Annotated in this window: 13 protein-coding genes; 8 read left to right on the top strand and 5 right to left on the bottom strand. The window is 70.6% G+C overall.

Features of this window, described 5'->3' with window-relative positions; translation table 11 throughout:
- Positions 1–150: 150 nt before the first annotated feature.
- The 4 genes from ACFVYE_RS44445 to ACFVYE_RS44430 all read left to right on the top strand — a co-directional run bounded on the left by ACFVYE_RS44445 (position 151) and on the right by ACFVYE_RS44430 (position 5,427).
- Positions 151–774, top strand: coding sequence for a GntR family transcriptional regulator (locus tag ACFVYE_RS44445; protein WP_093895367.1), 624 nt, complete (start codon positions 151–153; stop codon positions 772–774).
- 257 nt (positions 775–1,031) lie between these two features.
- On the top strand, positions 1,032–3,701 hold the full coding sequence (gene aceE, locus ACFVYE_RS44440; RefSeq protein ID WP_389609194.1) for a pyruvate dehydrogenase (acetyl-transferring), homodimeric type: 2,670 nt from the start codon (positions 1,032–1,034) through the stop codon (positions 3,699–3,701).
- Positions 3,702–3,872: 171 nt separating this feature from the next.
- Entirely contained in the window at positions 3,873–4,844 is a 972-nt protein-coding gene (locus tag ACFVYE_RS44435; RefSeq protein ID WP_383976542.1) for a helix-turn-helix transcriptional regulator, read from the top strand.
- Between the two features lie 61 nt (positions 4,845–4,905).
- Positions 4,906–5,427: a DUF4240 domain-containing protein gene (locus ACFVYE_RS44430; protein WP_389609196.1), complete on the top strand. Its 522-nt coding sequence runs from the start codon at positions 4,906–4,908 to the stop codon at positions 5,425–5,427.
- Positions 5,428–5,452: 25 nt separating this feature from the next.
- Here ACFVYE_RS44430 and ACFVYE_RS44425 read toward each other — a convergent pair whose 3' ends face one another.
- Positions 5,453–6,223, bottom strand: coding sequence for an SDR family NAD(P)-dependent oxidoreductase (locus ACFVYE_RS44425; RefSeq protein ID WP_383976540.1), 771 nt, complete (start codon positions 6,221–6,223; stop codon positions 5,453–5,455).
- A gap of 146 nt (positions 6,224–6,369) precedes the next feature.
- Here ACFVYE_RS44425 and ACFVYE_RS44420 point away from each other — a divergent pair, with 146 nt between their 5' ends.
- Positions 6,370–7,005, top strand: a complete 636-nt coding sequence (locus ACFVYE_RS44420; RefSeq protein WP_389609192.1) for a TetR/AcrR family transcriptional regulator — start codon at positions 6,370–6,372, stop codon at positions 7,003–7,005.
- Positions 7,006–7,020: 15 nt separating this feature from the next.
- On the opposite strand, the gene ACFVYE_RS44415 is transcribed toward ACFVYE_RS44420, so the two are convergent.
- Genes ACFVYE_RS44415 through ACFVYE_RS44400 form a run of 4 tightly spaced genes read right to left on the bottom strand, consistent with a single transcriptional unit; the run spans position 7,021 to position 11,011 of the window.
- The gene (locus tag ACFVYE_RS44415) at positions 7,021–7,539 is read right to left on the bottom strand and encodes a GNAT family N-acetyltransferase (RefSeq protein WP_383976536.1); all 519 of its coding nucleotides are present in this window, start codon (positions 7,537–7,539) and stop codon (positions 7,021–7,023) included.
- Between the two features lie 33 nt (positions 7,540–7,572).
- Positions 7,573–8,478 carry a polysaccharide deacetylase gene (locus ACFVYE_RS44410; RefSeq protein WP_389609189.1) on the bottom strand — a complete coding sequence of 302 codons (906 nt, stop codon included), beginning with the start codon at positions 8,476–8,478 and terminating at the stop codon, positions 7,573–7,575.
- The gene (locus tag ACFVYE_RS44405; protein ID WP_389609187.1) at positions 8,475–9,671 is read right to left on the bottom strand and encodes a GAF domain-containing protein; all 1,197 of its coding nucleotides are present in this window, start codon (positions 9,669–9,671) and stop codon (positions 8,475–8,477) included. Before ACFVYE_RS44405 ends, ACFVYE_RS44410 begins: the two co-directional genes overlap by 4 nt.
- Complete coding sequence (locus ACFVYE_RS44400; protein ID WP_389609185.1) at positions 9,668–11,011, bottom strand: MFS transporter; 1,344 nt, start codon at positions 11,009–11,011, stop codon at positions 9,668–9,670. The genes ACFVYE_RS44405 and ACFVYE_RS44400 overlap by 4 nt, the downstream gene beginning before the upstream one ends.
- Before the next feature lie 147 nt (positions 11,012–11,158).
- On the opposite strand from ACFVYE_RS44400, the gene ACFVYE_RS44395 reads away from it, so the two are divergent.
- The 3 genes from ACFVYE_RS44395 to ACFVYE_RS44385 all read left to right on the top strand — a co-directional run bounded on the left by ACFVYE_RS44395 (position 11,159) and on the right by ACFVYE_RS44385 (position 14,275).
- Complete coding sequence (locus tag ACFVYE_RS44395; protein ID WP_389609183.1) at positions 11,159–11,830, top strand: GntR family transcriptional regulator; 672 nt, start codon at positions 11,159–11,161, stop codon at positions 11,828–11,830.
- 61 nt (positions 11,831–11,891) lie between these two features.
- Positions 11,892–12,791 (top strand): TIGR01777 family oxidoreductase, encoded by a 900-nt coding sequence (locus tag ACFVYE_RS44390; RefSeq protein WP_389609182.1) that lies wholly within the window; start codon positions 11,892–11,894, stop codon positions 12,789–12,791.
- Between the two features lie 170 nt (positions 12,792–12,961).
- Positions 12,962–14,275, top strand: a complete 1,314-nt coding sequence (locus ACFVYE_RS44385; RefSeq protein ID WP_383976530.1) for an NAD(P)/FAD-dependent oxidoreductase — start codon at positions 12,962–12,964, stop codon at positions 14,273–14,275.
- The last annotated feature ends 159 nt before the right edge of the window (positions 14,276–14,434 follow it).

Raw genomic sequence — 14,434 nt, 5'->3', positions numbered from 1 at the left:
AAATTTCCCTTTTCCACACCCCCCCCCCCCGGGCCCCCCCGCCCGTTAACACTCGCGGCGGGGGGCGCCGCCGTATTGTCTAGACACCACCGGTCGCCCCGGCAGCCGTGATGGCGCAGACAGCAACGGTTTGCCCCGAAGGAGCCCCTCATGACCCCGCCCGTCGTCCACTCGCTGCGCGAACAGATCCGCGAGCACATCGTGGACGGGATCGTCAGCGGGCGCTGGAAACCGGGTGAGCGGATCGTGGAGCGCCGGATCGCCACCGAGCTGGAGGTCAGCCAGACGCCCGTGCGCGAGGCGCTGCGGGAGCTGGAGACGCTCCGGCTGATCGAGTCGGCCCCCAACAAGGGTGTACGGGTCCGCAATCTCACCGCGGCCGATCTGGAGGAGAGCTATCCGGTCCGGGCCGGTCTGGAGCAGATCGCGGCAGAGCTGGCGGCTCCGGTCCTCGGCGAGGACTGCTCGCGCCTCGCGCCGCATGTGACGGCGCTCTACGAGGCGGACCGGCTGGCCGACGGTGAGGCGCAGGTGCGGCACACCGTCGGGTTCCACCGCGAGATGGTGCGGGCCGCCGGGAACGCCGTGCTGCTGCACACCTGGGAGGGGCTGGGCATCGAGGTGTTCACCGCCCTGTCGATCCGGTGGCTGGGCACGGTCCAGAAGTCGTACGCGGAGGAGCACGAGGCGCTCATCGAGGCGTTCCTGCGGAAGGACCCGGACATCGGTGTGCTGGTCAAGGCGCATGTGCTCGGCTGCGCACCGCGCGCCTGAGAGGCGTACGCATCTGACGTGAGGGGCGCTCGCCTGTGCAGGCGGGCGCCCCTTTTGCGCATTAGATCCCGTCACTCCGTGCCCCGTTTCACGGCACCGAATGCCAATTTCTTCATATCGAGAAGTTTTGCCCTTCATCCTTTGATCGATCATCGATCGGCGACTTACAGTTCACTCCGCGGGCCCACCGGCCCCATCGCCCTGTCCTGCCAGTCAGGGCCTTTCTCCACCCCCCTCCACTCCGGAAGGCGGCGATCATGACCGACCCCGTAGGAAAGCTTCCGAGCGAGCTCGACCAGCTCCCGGACCGTGACCCCGAGGAGACCGCCGAATGGGCGGCCTCCCTGGATGCCGTCACCAAGGCCGCGGGCCCGCACCGCGCCGCGTACCTGATGCGCCGCTCGCTCCAGCACGCCGAGGGCGCCGGTCTCGCGCTGCCCAAGCTGCTGGAGACCGATTACGTCAACTCCATCCCGACCGCCGCCGAGCCCGCGTTCGACGGCGACCTGGAGATGGAGTCCAAGATCACCGCCTGGAACCGCTGGAACGCGGCCGCGATGGTCACCCGTGGCGCCCGGCTCGGCGTCGGCGGCCACATCGCCACCTTCGCCTCGGCGGCCTGGCTGTACGAGACCGGCTTCAACCACTTCTTCCGTGGCAAGGAGGGGGACGGCTCCGGCGACCAGCTCTACATCCAGGGCCACGCCTCCCCCGGCATCTACGCCCGCGCCTTCCTCGACGGCCGGCTCAGCGAGCAGCAGCTCGACAACTTCCGCCAGGAGGCGGGCGGCGACGGTCTGCCGTCCTACCCGCACCCGCGGCGGCTGCCCTGGCTGTGGGAGTTCCCCACCGTGTCGATGGGCCTCGGCCCGCTCTCGGCGATCTACCAGGCGCGCTTCAACCGCTACCTGGCCAACCGCAACATCAAGGACACGTCGAACTCGCACGTCTGGGCCTTCCTCGGCGACGGCGAGATGGACGAGCCCGAGTCGACCGCCGCCCTCGCCCTCGCGGCCCGTGAGCGGCTCGACAACCTGACCTTCGTCATCAACTGCAACCTGCAGCGCCTCGACGGCCCGGTCCGCGCCAACTTCCGCGTGGTCCAGGAGCTGGAGGGCGCGTTCCGCGGCGCCGGCTGGAACGTCATCAAGACGCTCTGGGGCAACGCCTGGGACGAGCTGTTCCAGCTGGACACCACCGGTGCGCTGGTCCGCCGGCTCCGGGAGGTCCCGGACGCGCAGTTCCAGACGTACGCCACCCGCGACGTCGCGTACATCCGTGAGCACTTCTTCGGCGCCGAGCCCGCGCTCGCCGAGCTGGCGAAGCTGCTCACCGACGCGAAGATCGCCGAGTGCTTCTACACCTCGCGCGGCGGCCACGAGGCCCGCAAGGTGTACGCGGCGTACAAGGCGGCCGTCGAGCACAAGGGCGCCCCGACCGTGATCCTCGCGCAGACGGTGAAGGGCTACACGCTCGGCAAGGGCTTCGAGTCCAAGAACGCCAATCACCAGATGAAGAAGCTGACGATCGACGAGTTCAAGGGCATGCGCGAGCTGCTCGGACTCCCGATCCCGGACAGCGCCTTCGCCGACGGTGTGGTGCCTTACGGCCACCCGGGCACCGACTCCCCCGAGGTCCGCTACCTCCAGGAACGCCGTGCCGCTCTCGGCGGCCCCGCGCCGGCCCGCCGGGTGCACGCGGTGGCGCTGCCCGAGCCCGAGGAGCGCGCGTTCAAGGCCCTGTACAAGGGGTCCGGCAAACAGGAGATGGCCACCACCATGGCGTTCGTGCGCCTGGCCAAGGACCTGATGCGGGACAAGGAGACCGGTAGGCGCTGGGTGCCGATCGTCCCGGACGAGGCTCGCACCTTCGGCATGGAGTCGCTGTTCCCGTCGGCCGGTATCTACTCGCCGCTGGGGCAGACGTACGAGCCGGTCGACCGCGACCAGCTGATGTACTACAAGGAAGCCAAGGACGGCCAGATCCTCAACGAGGGGATCACCGAGGCCGGGGCCATGGCCGACTTCATCGCCGCGTCGACGTCGTACGCGACGCACGGCGAGACGATGATTCCGTTCTACATCTTCTACTCGATGTTCGGCTGGCAGCGGACCGGCGACCAGATGTGGCAGCTCGCCGACCAGCTCGGCAAGGGCTTCATCGTCGGCGCCACGGCCGGCCGGACGACGCTGACCGGCGAGGGCCTCCAGCACGCGGACGGCCATTCTCACCTGATCGCGTCCACGAACCCCGCGTCGCTCAACTACGACCCGGCATTCGCGTACGAGATCGCAGTGATCGTCAAGGACGGTCTGCGCCGGATGTACGGCCCCGAGGCCGAGAACGTCTTCTACTACGTGACGGTCTACAACGAGCCGAAGCCGCAGCCCGCGATGCCGGAAGGCGTCGAGGAGGGCATCGTCAAGGGCCTCTACCGCTTCAAGGAGGGCACGCCCGCCACGGCGGACGCGCCGCGCCTGCAGCTGCTGGCCTCCGGCACGGCGATCCACTGGGCCCTGGAGGCCCAGGAACTGCTCGCCGCGGACTGGGGTGTGACGGCCGACGTCTGGTCCGCCACCTCCTGGGGCGAGCTGCGCCGCGAGGCGCTGGAGTGCGACGAGGCGCTGCTCCACGGCGAACAGCGAGTGCCGTACGTGACCCAGGCGCTGGAGGGCGCACCGGGTCCGGTCCTCGCGGTCAGCGACTGGATGCGGCAGGTCCCGGACCAGATCAGCCAGTGGGTGGAGCAGGACTGGTCCTCGCTCGGCACGGACGGCTTCGGGCTCTCCGACACCCGTGATGCGGCCCGCCGCCACTTCGGCGTCGACGCCCAGTCGATCACGGTCGCGGCCCTGGCCCAGCTGGCCCGCCGCGGCGAGGTGACCGCGTCCGCGGTCAAGGAGGCCCGGGAGCGGTACGGGCTCTGACGCGTGAAGGCGGCCGGGTACGCCCGGCTGCCTCCTCGCCCCGGTCCGGCAAAGGCTCCGTCCTCGATCGCCGGACGGGCTTGATCTTCAAGCCCGTCCGGCGATCGAGGACATCTTTGAGCCCGGCCGGCGACCGAGGCCGCCCCCGGGCCTGCGGGCCACAATGGCCGCATGCGTGCTGCCCGTCTCATCAAAATGGTGCTGCTCCTGCAGTCCCGCCCCGCCATGACCGCCGCCGAGCTCGCCCAGGAACTCGAGGTGTCCGAACGGACCGTCACCCGGGACGCGCAGGCACTCTCCGAAGCGGGCGTCCCGGTGTACGCGGACCGGGGCCGGGCCGGGGGCTACCGGCTGGTCGGCGGGTACCGCACGCGCCTCACCGGACTCGCCCGTAACGAGGCCGAGGCGCTCTTCCTCTCCGGGCTGCCGTCCGCCCTGCGCGAGATGGGTCTGGAGGACGCCGCGTCCGCCGCCAGGCTCAAGGTGTCTGCGGCCCTGCTGCCGTCCCTGCAGGGCGCCTCGGACAGCGCCGCCCAACGCTTCCACCTGGACGCTCCCGGCTGGTACCAGGAGCCGGTCACCCCCGAACTGCTGCCCGCCGTCGCCGAGGCGGTCTGGGACGACCGGATCGTCCACGCCCGCTACCGCCGCAACGGCCGGGACGACGAGGTGGAGCGGGAGCTGGCCCCGTACGGACTCGTCCTGAAGGCCGGGGTCTGGTATCTCTGCGCCCGCGTGGCGGACGACTGCCGGGTGTACCGGATCGACCGGTTCTCGGCCGTCGCGGTGTCGGACGAACGGTTCGAACGCGACGAGCAGTTCGATCTTCCGGCCTTCTGGGACGAGCGGGCCGCCCAGTTCGCCCGCTCGCTCCTGCGTACCGAGGTGACGGTACGGGTGACGGAGGAGGGTGTACGCCGACTGCCGTACACCATGGACCGTTCGGCGGTCCACGACGCGCTGGACGCGGCCGGCCCGCCCGACGCACAGGGACAGCTCACCGTCACCCTGCCGGTCGAGTCCCTCGATGTCGCGTACAGCCAACTGATGGCCATGGGGCCGGAGTTGGAGGTCCTCGAACCGGCCGCTCTGCGGACTCGTTTCATCGCAGCCGCCGAACGCCTGCGCGACCTCTATCGCTGAAGGCTTCTTTTCGCCGCGTCCGCGTGCGTCGCCCGCCGTCAAGGCCGATGCTTGTCCCGTGATGGACGAGACGGAGTTCTGGGAGATCATCGACAGCACCCGCGAGGCCGCCGAGGGCGACCCCGAGGACCAGGCCGATCTGCTCGTCGAGCGGCTGGTGCGGCTCGATCCCGAAGCCGTGCTGGATTTCGCCAGGCACTTCGAGGCCCGTTACAACCGCGCCTACCGCTGGGAACTGTGGGGCGCCGCCGCCGTACTGCTCGGCGGCGCGAGCGACGACGCCTTCGACTTCTTCCGCTGCTGGCTGATCGGGCAGGGCCGGGAGATCTTCGAGGGCGCTCTGCACGATCCGGACAGCCTCGCCGATCTTCTCGACGACTTCGACGAGGAGATCGACGGGGACGCCGAGGATCTCGGCTATGCCGCCGACGAGGCGTACGAGCAGCTCACCGGCGTGGTCACCCCGGACCTCGGGCTGCCGCCCCAGGCCTCCGAGCCGGAGGGCACCCCCTTCGGTTTCGAGGACGACGCGGCGCTGGCGGAACGCTTCCCCGCGCTCTGGGAGCGGTTCGGAGCCGGCTGAACGCGCCCGGGGCCCTGCCGCTCCGTCAGAAGTGGGTTCCGCCGTCGATCCGGATCTCCGTACCCGTGATGAACGCCCCGTCCTGCGATCCGAGCATCGCGACGACGCCCGCGACGGTGTCCGGGCTGGCGAAGCCCTCGCCGAGCGCCGGAGACAGCTTCATGAAGAGCGACATGTCGGCATCGGCGGGCAGCCCCGGGCCGTTGCCACTGGTCATGTCGGAGGAGATCGAGCCGGGCGCGACGGCGACGACCCGCAGCCCCTGCTTGCTGTACTCGCTCGCCAGCGCGTGCGTCATCGACTGGACACCGCCCTTGCTCGCCGCGTACGCCGACATGTAGGGGTGCGCGAAGCTCGCCGAGGTGGAGGAGAAGTTCACGACGACCGGCTTGTCGCCCGCCAGCAGGGCCGGTATCGCCTCACGGATCATCAGGAACGTCCCCGTGAGGTTGACCGCGAGGATCTTGTTGAAGAACTCCAGCGACGTCTTGTGCGTGTGCTCGGAGCGCAGAATTCCGGCCGCGTTGACCAGTACGTCGAGGCCCCCGAGGGTGGCCACGGCGGAGGCGACGCCCGCCTGGACGGCCGCCTCGTCCGAGATGTCGAGGACGAGGGTGGTGAGGCGGTCGGCGCTGCCGTTCGCCACGGCTGTCGCGTACGTGGCCTTCAGCCCGGCCTCGCTGACATCGGCCGCGACGACGCGGCCGCCCTCGGCGAGGACACGGTGGACGGTGGCCTGGCCGATGCCGGAGCCCCCGCCGGTGATGAGTGCGCGGCGGCCTTCGTAGCGGTTCATGTCTGTTCTCTCCCGGTCCCGGTGACTGCTGTCCCGAAGCTGTCTCGATACTTCCTCGATCGATGCCCACCGTACGCCCAAGTGGCACGTTTTGCCATTACGTCATTTCATGCACACCTCTCCACTGCCGGGGTAATCTCCTGGGAATGAGCATCGAGCCGAGTCAGCCGTCCCTCACCGAACGCCGTAAGGCCGCAACCCAGCTGGACATCGCGCGCGCCGCCGCCGCGCTCTTCGCCGAGCGCGGACCCGAAGGCACCACGGCACAGGACATCGCCCATCGGGCGGGCGTCGCGCTGCGTACCTTCTACCGGTACTTCCGCTCCAAGCAGGACGCGGTGGGCCCACTGCTCTCGGGCGGCGCCGAGCACTGGCGGGCGCTGTTGGAGGCGGCCGAGCCGGGGAAGGCGCTCGCCGGGGTGCTGGAGCAGGCGGTCACCGAGGCGCTCCGGGTGCCGGGCGCGGACGCCGCCGAACAGCTCGGCTGGACGCGCGGGCTGCTGCGGGCGGCGGTGGAGGACCCGGCGTTGCGTGCCGTCTGGTACCGGGTCAATCAGGATTCGGAGGAAAAGCTGCTGCCGGTGCTGACCCGGCTGGCGGGCGACGGGGCGGACCCACTGGAGGTCCGGCTCGCCGCAGCCGCCGCCACGGACGCGGTACGCGTCGCGCTGGAAGCCTGGGCGGAGACGGACGCGCCGACGAGCGGGCCCGGCTCACCTTCCGATCTGGCGGTGCGCTGCCTCCATGAACTCATGGGTGGCATGCGACTGTTCAAGGGCTGAGCGGGAAACCAGGATTCACGGTGCCAGCGAGCGGCCCATCATGACGTCGTCGGCATAGCGCCCGCCCAGGAAGAACTCACCGGGCAGCACACCCTCGACGACGAACCCCTCCGACTCGTACAGGGCCCGCGCGGGTGCGTTGTGCCCGAGCACCCGCAGCGTCATCCGGTTCGCCCCGTCACTGCGCGCCGCCGCGAACGCCGCCCGCAGCAGGGCCCTGGCGATTCCGCGGCCGCGCGCCCAGTCGGCCACGGCGAGGCCCTGTATCTGCCGGACATGTGTGTTGCAGGCCAGCGGGGTCGGCGGGACCAGCCTGATGTACCCGGCGAGGCCCACCTCCCCCGCCTCGTTCTCCGCCTCGGCCACGAGGAAGTCCTCGGGCTTGTGCCGGTCGTCGAAGAACGGCGCGTACGGGGGCTGCGGCCTCGATGTCACGGCGTGCAGCGTCGACCACGTGGCCCGGTCGAGCTCCCCCAGAGCGGTGTCGTCGAAGAGCACGGCGGGGCGGACGGGGCGGGTGCGGAGCTCGGGCATGCGCGCCACTGTGCCACGGCCCGCCCGGTCGCGTCATCGCATATCTGCCGGGCGCTCGGCGGAGCCGAACGGGAAGCGGCGGCGGAAGTCGTCGGCCGCGTCCTCCAGGGTGCAGAAGCTGACGCCCTCGTGCCCGGAGACGTACTCGATGAAGCGCTCCAGCATGAGGAGCACCTGCGGGCGGCCGCTGACGTCCGGGTGCAGGGTGATGGGCAGGACCGCGTAGTCGAGCTCACGGTGGACCCAGTCGAACTGGTCGCGCCAGTCCTGTTCCAGCTGGCGCGGGCTCACGTATCCCTGGCTGTTGTGCGCGTGTTTGTTGAACATCATGGGCGGCAGGTCGTCGACGTACCAGTTGCCGCAGAACTCGACGAGGTCGACCTCGTGGCCGTGGACGAGGGGCTTCATCCACTCCTTGGCCTCCTTGCCGAAGTCGATCTTCGTCCAGCTGTCGCCGACCCGGGCGTAGAAGGGGGTGAAGTCGCGGTAGTTCTGGCTGTGGTCGTAACTGAAGCCATAGGTGTGGAGGAGTTCGGCGGTGTACGCGGACATCTCCCACCAGGGCGCCACATAGCCGCGCGGCCTGCGCCCGGTGTACTCCTCGATCAGTTCGACGCAGCGGGCGAGTACGTCCTCCTCCTGCTGCCGGCTCATCGCGATGGGGTTCTCGTGCGAGTAGCCGTGCGCGCCGATCTCGTGCCCCGCCTCGACGACCATGCGGGTCTGCTCCGGGAACGTCTCGATGGAGTGCCCGGGGATGAACCAGCTGGTCCGGATCCCGTACCGCTCGAAGAGCTTGAGCAGTCGTGGGGTACCGATCTCACCGGCGAAGACGCCCCGCTGGATGTCGTTGGGTGAGTCCTCGCCGCCGTAGGAGCCGAGCCAGCCGGCCACGGCGTCCACGTCCACACCGAGCGCGATCTTGATGTCCTTGGTCATGCGAGGGATGCCTTCCGGTCGGTGTCGAGGAGGTGCTGTACGTCGTCCGTGGCGGCCCGGAGCGCGGCGGTGTCCCGCTCGGTCCAGTCGCGTTCGTCCCGGCTGTGCACGGAGATCCATCCGGTCATCGCGTCGTCGCGGACGAGGGGCGAGAGCATCTGGGCGTGCACGCCGTACACGTCCACGAGTGCCTGCGGCGGATGCGGGATCGCCTCGAAGTGCGGCTGGACCAGCGGGATCCGCTGCCGCTCCAGCCACTCGACGGTGTTCAGCCGACGCTGGTCGAGGGAGGCGTCGCGGCGGATGGACCGTACGCCCTCGCGCAGGGCTTCGGCGGCGGTCAGGTCGACGGCCAGTCCGTGTGCGGGCAGGTCGAGACGGAGGGTGGTGCGATCGGCGCCGGTCGTCTCCAGCAGGGTCCGCAGGACGGTCTGGAAGCGTGCCCGCAGGGAGCCCGAGCGGAGCAGGTCGCCATGGCCGGGCAGGGCGGGGACGCCGGTATCCGCGGAGGCAAGGCGCAGAGCCTGCCACAGGGTCGCGGTGACGCTGTCGAACACCGGTATCCCCAGGGCCGGTTCGAGCTGCCGGGCGACATCCGCGCCGTGCACATTGGTGCAGACGACAGCGACGGCGTGCGTACCGGGCGCCGCCACCTCGATCTGCCGTGCCACATCGGCGGCCGGGATGCGGGCGAAGGCCTCGTTGTCGCTGATACCGAAGGGTTCGGCGAGCGTGCAGTCCAGGCCCTCCTTCGCGTAGCGGCGGACGATCCGGTCGGCGACGTCCCGGGTGTACGGGACGGCGAGCCCGAGCCTGGTCACGCCGTACGCGGCACAGGCGTCGAACAGTGCGAGGGTGGAGGTGGTGGCGGGGATGCCGGTCTCCTCGGTGATCCGGGCGCACAGGGCGCGGTCCCGGTCCGGGCCCAGCCAGGAGCCCGAGGTGCCGTTCCACGCGATGACGTCGACGTGCGCGTCGGCGAGCTCCCGGGCGGCGGCGAGCATCGGCTCCGGGTCGAACTGGGCGTCGGATCCCTCGTCCAGGGCGATCCGGGTGACCGGGACGCGGGCGAAGTGGGCGGTGGCCACGTCCGTACCGTGGAGCAGCCCGTACGTGACGGGCTCCAGACAGGTGTTGGAGGACGGGGTGAGCATCCCGATGCGGATGCGGCAAAAACGGGTGGTGGTCGTCATCGGACGGCGAGCCTCCTGCTGTAGTCGATGACCAGGGATGAAACGGTGAACAGCACACCCGCGCCGACGAAGTAGAGCAGCGCCCAGGTGTACGAGCCGGTGGCACCGACGATGAAGCCGACCGCGATCGGTGTGATCATCCCGGCGATGTTGCCGGAGAGATTCATGGCTCCGCCGACGACTCCGGCGTTGGCCCGTCCGGCGAGCACGGACGGCAGCGACCAGTACAGACCGGCCCAGCGGAGGAAGAAGAGGACGACGGAGAGGAGTGCGACCGCCGTCATGGCGTCGGGCACCAGCACCACCCCGAGCAGCCCGGCGACGACGGCGATCCCGGCGACGCCCATCATCGTGCGCATCACCGTGTTGGCTCCGGCGCCCTTGGCCTTCCAGCGGTCGGAGGTCCAGCCGCCGATCAGCTCGCCGACGAAGCCCGCGCCGAAGATGACCAGGGTCGACCAGCCGATGGTCGCGATGTCGAAGCCCTTGGACTCGGAGAGATAGAGCGGGCCCCAGGTCAGCAGTCCGTAGAAGACGCCGTTGAAGCCCATCCAGCCCAGGCACATGGCCCAGAACGAGCGGTGCTTGAGGTACGGCAGCAGACCGGTGCGCACATCGGCGGGTCCCGCGGCGTCCTCCTCGGCGTGTGCGCGCTCGATGTAGGCAGCTTCGGCGGCGTTGACGCCGGGGTGTTCGGCGGGCGTGTTACGGATGTACCAGCCGGCGTACAGGCCGGCGGCGACGGTGAGTACGCCCGCGACGAGAAAGCTGATCCGCCAGCTGCCCGTCCAGCCGATCAGCGTGGAGATCACGATGCCGCCGAGCGCCGCTCCGAGCGGGGCGCCGCCGTCGAGGAGAACCGCACCCCGGCCGCGCTCCTTGGCGGGCAGCCACTGGGCGTTGAGCTTGCCGCCGGCCGGCATGACCGGGGCTTCGACGGCGCCGAGCAGCAGCCGGAAGCCGAGCAGCGAGCCCGCGCCGCCGGCGGCCGCGGTCAGCCCCTGGGCAACCCCCCAGCCGACGCAGGCACCGGAGACCATGCGGCGGGCGCCGAACCGGTCTGCGAGCCAGCCGCTGGGGATCTGCATCAGCGCGTACGTCCAGAAGAACGCGCTGAGCAGGAAGCCGGTCGTCTCCTTGGAGAGACCGAGGTCCTTGGTGATCAGCGGCAGCGCGACGGAGACGGAGCCCCGGTCGATGTAGTTGAGCGCGACGACGCCGAGCAGCAGGACGAACATCTTCCAGCGCACCCGGGTGGGGCGGGCACCGTCGCCCGCCGGGCGGGCGACGGATGCGCCGGCTCTGCCCGCGGTCGCTGAGGTGCGGGACGTACTGGTCATGGCGAACCCTCGAATCGCTGATCGGACAGGGTGAGCAGCGGTCACGGCCGAGCCGTTCCGCATTTTGGTATACCAAAGAGTGCGGTCATTCCCGGGCGGTCGTCAAGGGTTTGGTATACCGTGAGCGAATCGATACACGGAGGACATGTGAGCCGGACCAACACGGGTACCGAGACGGCCAGTTCACCGACCGGCACGGTGTGGCTGCGCGACCAGGTCTGCGAGGGGCTGCGCGACCGCATCATCACCGGGCGGCTCAAACCGGGCGACCGGCTGGTCGAGCGGGATGTCGCCGAGGAGTTCGGGGTCTCCCGGGTCCCGGTGCGCGAGGCGATCCGCATCCTGCTCGGCGAGGGTTTCCTGGAGGCGCTGTCACCGCGCCGTATCGTCGTCAAGCAGCTCTCCCGCCAGGACGTGGAGAACCTCTTCGACATGCGCGAGGCGCTGGAGGTGCTCGCGGTCCGGCGCGCCGCCGAACGAGCCACCGACAGCCAACTACAGGAGCTGGCAGCCCTGTTGGAAGCGGCACACCGGGCCACGCTGTCCGGCAGACCGGAACGCATCTCGCGCGCCAACACCGCCTTCCACCACCACATCGTGGAGCTGTCCGGCAATGAACTGCTGGCCACCACCCTGGAGTCGCTGGAGGGACGGCTGCGCTGGCTGTTCCAGCAGATCGACGACCCGGGGCCGCTCTGGGAGGAGCACCGGCTGCTCTCCGCCGCCATCACCGCGGCGGACAGCGAGGCGGCGGCGGTCTGCGCCCTGCGACATGTGCGCCACTACCGGGATGTCGCCCTTCAACTGCTGTTCGAGTGATTCGGGCGCGACGAGTGATACGGACGAGGCGCCCCCTGCGCCGCTGCGGCAGGATGGGGCCATGGTGTACTCCCGTATCGCTGTCACCGGATCCACCGGACTCATCGGAGCCGCGCTGGTGCGCTCGCTGCGGGCCGACGGGCACGAGGTCGTGCGCCTGGTCCGGCACCCGGCGCGCGCCGGGGACGAGGTCGAGTGGGACCCGAAGCGGGGTTACGTCGACGGGGCGGGCCTGGTCGGCTGCGACGCCGTCGTCCATCTCGCCGGCGCCGGGGTCGGCGACCACCGCTGGACACAGGAGTACAAGCGGGAGATCCGGGACAGCCGGGTGCTGGGCACAGCCGCGATCGCCGAGGCGGTGGCCTCCCTCGACGTACCGCCGAAGGTGCTGCTGTGCGGGTCGGCCATCGGCTACTACGGCGACACCGGGGACCGCGCGGTCGACGAGAGCGCGCCGCACGGCACGGGCTTCCTGCCGTCCGTCTGCGTGGACTGGGAGGCTGCCGCGGCCCCGGCGGAAGCGGCAGGCATCCGGACGGTGTACGCGCGCACGGGTCTAATCGTCGCCCGGGAGGGCGGGGCCTGGGGGCGGCTGTTCCCACTGTTCCGGGCGGGGCTCGGCGGGCGGCTCGGCAACGGGCGCCAGTACTGGAGCTTCATCGCGCTGCACGACCACATCGCGGCCCTGCGGCACCTCCTCGACACGCGGTCGCTGTCCGGACCGGTGAACCTGACCGGCCCCGACCCCGTTACCAACGGCGAGGTGACAGCCGCAATGGGGCGTGTGCTGCGCCGTCCGACGCTGTTCACCGTCCCGGCACCCGCGCTCCGGATCGCCCTCGGGGACTTCGCGGAGGACGTGCTGGGCAGCCAACGGGTGCTGCCCGCACGGCTGCTGGACTCGGGGTTCACCTTCGCCTTCCCCGGCATCGACGGCGCCATTCGCGCGGCGCTGCGCTGACCACGAACGGTCGAATCACACGGATGTGCGACCCCGTGCAACGGTGCCCCGGGCCGCGCGCGACTGTGCCCGAACCGGACCCCTCCTAGCCTCGTGGCGAACTCGGGCATTCCGGGGGCCTGTTGGGGGCAAGAGCCTCCCAGCAGTTGCGCCGACTCGGGGAGGGGCACGTGCTCAGCACGGCACACCACGCGGACGTCGTCATCATCGGTGCCGGGATCGCCGGCCTGTCAGCAGCCCATCAATTGACCAGTGCAGGGGTCAGCGTCAGTGTCCTGGAGGCCGGCCCACGCGTCGGCGGCCGGATGACCACCGAGGAAGTGGACGGATTCCGGCTCGACCACCTCGGCCCGCTTCTCAGCACCTCGTATCCGGAACTGCGTACGACGCCAGGTCTCGAAGGGCTCGTGCTGCGGAACTTCGCACCGGGGGTCCTCGTCCACAGCGAGGGCCGCCAGTACCGGACCGGCGACGTGCGGCACACACGGAGCGCACGAGGCGCACTCAAGGCGGCGCGCGCCCTGGCGAGCGCCCCCCGCCCGCCGATGGGCGGGCCGATCGACCAGGCCCGGCTCGGCGCCGCCCTGGCCCGGCTCGCCACCACCCCGGCGTCCCGCATCCTGGCCCGGCCGGAACAGACCGCGCTCGCCGCCCTGTCCAGCCGTGGCCTGCCGTCCCGTACGGTCAACGGCTTTCTGCGCCCACTGCTCACCGCGCTGCTCAGCGACCCCGGGCTCACCACATCGAGCCGCTGCGCCGATCTCGCCCTGCGCGGCTACGCACGCGGCCGGCTGTGCGTACCGTCCGGCGGCTCGGCCACGCTGCCCGGCCTGCTGGCGGCGGCCCTGCCACCCGGCACCGTGCGCACGGGGGTCCATGTCACCTCCGCCGACATCACCTCCGTGCGCACCAAGGAACACGGTGAACTGGGCTGCCGCTCACTGCTGCTGGCCACCGGCGCGAGCGCCGCGGCCGAGCTGCTCCCCGGTCTGCGGGTGCCGCCCTTCCATCCGGTGACGGTCCTGCACCACACCGCCCCCGCTCCCCCGCCGACCGGCGCCTCACTGCTGCTGGACGCCGACCGTTCGGGCCCGGTCGCCCACACCTGCGTGATGAGCGAGGTCGACCCCTCGCGCGCCCCGCACGGCCGGACCCTGATCACGTCGACGGTGCTCGGCACCCCGCCGCCCGACCTCGACCGTTCGGTCCGCACCCATCTCGCCGGGCTGTACGGCGCCCCCACGGACGACTGGGAACTCCTCTGCGCCCACCACGACTCGGAGGCGGTCCCCGCCATGCCACCCCCGCACGATCTGCGCCGCCCGGTCCGGCTGCTCGCCGGCCTGTACGTGTGCGGCGACCACCGGGACACGAGCACGGTGCAGGGCGCCCTTTTCTCGGGCCGCCGCGCGGCGCACGCCATCCTCCGTGATCTGGGCATCCGGCCCGGCCACCTGGAGGCGGAGCTGCGCGAAGCGGCCTGAGTCCGCCCTCGCGCATCCTGCCCCGGTCAGGCCGATCCCAACCCCCAACACTCCTTACAGATCGGATCTCTCATCCCACCTCCCGTTTTCGGGAGTGGTCCACACCACTCCCGAAAACACCCTTGTCGTGCAACACATCTACCGCTACGGTCCTGGCGA

The organism is Streptomyces sp. NPDC058239 (genome assembly GCF_042882185.1).
Lineage (GTDB): Bacteria > Actinomycetota > Actinomycetes > Streptomycetales > Streptomycetaceae > Streptomyces.
This window is presented reverse-complemented; position numbering and strand designations above follow the sequence as displayed.

Coding starts and splice junctions, on each gene's coding strand:
- ACFVYE_RS44400 (WP_389609185.1), bottom strand. CDS start 11,011: ATGACCAGTACGTCCCGCACCTCAGCGACCGCGGGCAGAGCCGGCGCA.
- ACFVYE_RS44405 (WP_389609187.1), bottom strand. CDS start 9,671: ATGACGACCACCACCCGTTTTTGCCGCATCCGCATCGGGATGCTCACC.
- ACFVYE_RS44445 (WP_093895367.1), top strand. CDS start 151: ATGACCCCGCCCGTCGTCCACTCGCTGCGCGAACAGATCCGCGAGCAC.
- ACFVYE_RS44390 (WP_389609182.1), top strand. CDS start 11,892: ATGGTGTACTCCCGTATCGCTGTCACCGGATCCACCGGACTCATCGGA.
- ACFVYE_RS44420 (WP_389609192.1), top strand. CDS start 6,370: ATGAGCATCGAGCCGAGTCAGCCGTCCCTCACCGAACGCCGTAAGGCC.
- aceE (WP_389609194.1), top strand. CDS start 1,032: ATGACCGACCCCGTAGGAAAGCTTCCGAGCGAGCTCGACCAGCTCCCG.
- ACFVYE_RS44410 (WP_389609189.1), bottom strand. CDS start 8,478: ATGACCAAGGACATCAAGATCGCGCTCGGTGTGGACGTGGACGCCGTG.
- ACFVYE_RS44425 (WP_383976540.1), bottom strand. CDS start 6,223: ATGAACCGCTACGAAGGCCGCCGCGCACTCATCACCGGCGGGGGCTCC.
- ACFVYE_RS44430 (WP_389609196.1), top strand. CDS start 4,906: ATGGACGAGACGGAGTTCTGGGAGATCATCGACAGCACCCGCGAGGCC.
- ACFVYE_RS44415 (WP_383976536.1), bottom strand. CDS start 7,539: ATGCCCGAGCTCCGCACCCGCCCCGTCCGCCCCGCCGTGCTCTTCGAC.
- ACFVYE_RS44435 (WP_383976542.1), top strand. CDS start 3,873: ATGCGTGCTGCCCGTCTCATCAAAATGGTGCTGCTCCTGCAGTCCCGC.